We start from the raw sequence: 2,591 nt of genomic DNA, 5'->3' as shown, positions 1-2,591 counted from the left end.
GCAACGAAGTCCACGGTGCCGGAGCTGGAACCCACAGGGATGGTGATCTGCTGACCGTTGGCCAGGTTGATCACCAGCGCGGAACCGGTCACTGGAGCAGTAACCGAAGCAGTGTAGGTAACCACGCCGCCTTCGGTGACGCTTGGGGTAGCGGTCAGGGTGACAGTCGAAGTGTCGATGGTATCGGTCACTTCGGTGACGGCTGGAGTGTTATCCACAGCCAGTTTTTCGAAGTCTCCGCCGGTGGTGCCAGTCACGGTCACGCTGACTTCACCGGCGTCGACGTAGACGTCATCTTCCGGTGCCGGAACAGTAATGCTGCCCTCGGTCTGGCCCTTGGCGATGGTGATGACTTCACCGTTGCTCAGGGTGACTTTCATCTCGGTGCCCGCTGGGTTGGTCAGCGTGGCGGTGTAGATGATGTCGCCGCCTTCGGCGACGGAGCCGGTGGCGGTGAGTTTCAGACCGGTAGTGTCATCGGTGCCTGGACCATCAGTAACGGTGGTCACCGGGTTACCCGCAGTATCCAGCTTCTCGTAGTTACCGCCCGAAGTACCGGTGATGCTGTTGCTCAGGTCCGGGTTAGTGGTGTGCACGTTGTTCGGTGCAACGAAGTCCACAGTGCCCGAACTCTGGCCGACCGGGATGGTGATCTGCTGACCGTTGGCCAGGTTGATGACCAACGCGGAGCCGGTAACCGGAGCAGTAACCGAAGCAGTGTAGGTAACCACGCCGCCTTCGGTGACGCTTGGGGTAGCGGTCAGGGTGACGGTCGAAGTATCGATGGTATCGGTGACTTCAGTTACAGCGGCAGCCGGGTCGACTTCGACTTTCTCGAAGTCACCACCGGTGGTACCAGTGATGGTCACGCTGACTTCGCCCGCATCGACGTACACGTCGTCTTCTGGAGCTGGAACAGTAATGCTGCCTTCGGTCTGACCTGCGGCAATGGTGATCACTTCACCGTTGCTCAGGGTGACTTTCATCTCGGTGCCGGCTGGGTTGGTCAGCGTAGCGGTGTAGACGATCTCGCCGCCTTCGGCGACGGAGCCGGTGGCAGTGAGTTTCAGGCCAGTGGTGTCATCAGTACCTGGACCGTCGGTAACGGTGGTCACTGGGTTGCCCGCAGTGTCCAGCTTCTCGTAGTTACCACCGGTGGTGCTGGTGATGCTGTTGGTCAGGTCCGGGTTGGTGGTGTGCACGTTGTTTGGTGCAACGAAGTCCACGGTGCCGGAGCTGGAACCCACAGGGATGGTGATTTGCTGACCGTTGGCCAGGTTGATCACCAGCGCAGAACCAGTCACCGGAGCAGTAACCGAAGCAGTGTAGGTAACCACGCCGCCTTCGGTGACGCTTGGGGTAGCGGTCAGGGTGACGGTCGAAGTATCGATGGTATCGGTGACTTCAGTTACAGCGGCAGCCGGGTCGACTTCGACTTTCTCGAAGTCACCACCGGTGGTGCCAGTGATGGTCACGCTGACTTCGCCGGCATCGACGTACACGTCGTCTTCTGGAGCTGGAACAGTAATGCTGCCTTCGGTCTGACCCGCAGCGATGGTGATGACTTCACCGTTGCTCAGGGTGACTTTCATCTCGGTGCCAGCCGGGTTAGTCAGCGTAGCGGTGTAGATGATGTCGCCGCCTTCGGCGACGGAGCCGGTGGCGGTCAGCTTCAGACCAGTAGTGTCGTCAGTACCTGGGCCATCAGTAACGGTAGTGACCGGGTTGCCCGCGGTATCCAGCTTCTCGTAGTTACCGCCCGAAGTACCGGTGATGCTGTTGGTCAGGTCCGGGTTAGTGGTGTGCACGTTGTTTGGTGCAACGAAGTCCACAGTGCCCGAACTCTGGCCGACCGGGATGGTGATCTGTTGGCCGTTGGCCAGGTTGATGACCAGTGCAGAGCCGGTCACTGGCGCAGTGACGGAGGCGGTATAGGTGACGACGCCGCCTTCAGTGACGCTTGGCGTTGCGGTCAAAGTGACAGTCGACGTATCGATGGTATCGGTGACTTCGGTCACGGCCGGAGTGTTATCCACAGCCAGCTTCTCGAAGTCGCCACCGGTGGTGCCAGTCACGGTCACGCTGACTTCGCCAGCATCGACGTAGACGTCGTCTTCCGGTGCCGGAACAGTGATGCTGCCTTCGGTCTGGCCCTTGGCGATGGTGATGACTTCACCGTTGCTCAGGGTGACTTTCATCTCGGTGCCAGCCGGGTTAGTCAGCGTAGCGGTGTAGATGATGTCGCCGCCTTCGGCGACGGAGCCGGTGGCGGTCAACTTGAGGCCGGTGGTGTCGTCCGTGCCTGGACCGTCGGTAACGGTGGTGACCGGGTTGCCCGCGGTATCCAGCTTCTCGTAGTTACCGCCCGAAGTACCGGTGATGCTGTTGGTCAGATCCGGGTTGGTGGTGTGCACGTTGTTTGGTGCAACGAAGTCCACAGTGCCCGAACTCTGGCCGACCGGAATGGTGATTTGCTGACCGTTGGCCAGGTTGATCACCAGTGCAGAGCCGGTCACTGGCGCAGTGACGGAGGCGGTATAGGTGACGACGCCGCCTTCAGTGACGCTTGGCGTTGCGGTCAAAGTGACAGT

General features: G+C 60.2%; 1 protein-coding gene. It reads right to left on the bottom strand.

Annotated features, from left to right (window positions below; translation table 11 throughout):
* A partial coding sequence (locus tag ABIE20_RS27610) for an immunoglobulin-like domain-containing protein (RefSeq protein WP_429508731.1) occupies window positions 1-2,591 on the bottom strand: 2,591 nt, incomplete at both ends.

It is taken from the genome of Pseudomonas sp. 2835, from assembly GCF_050435905.1.
Lineage (GTDB): Bacteria > Pseudomonadota > Gammaproteobacteria > Pseudomonadales > Pseudomonadaceae > Aquipseudomonas.
The sequence above is the reverse complement of the archived record's forward strand: the minus strand, read 5'-3'. Positions and strand labels throughout refer to the sequence as shown.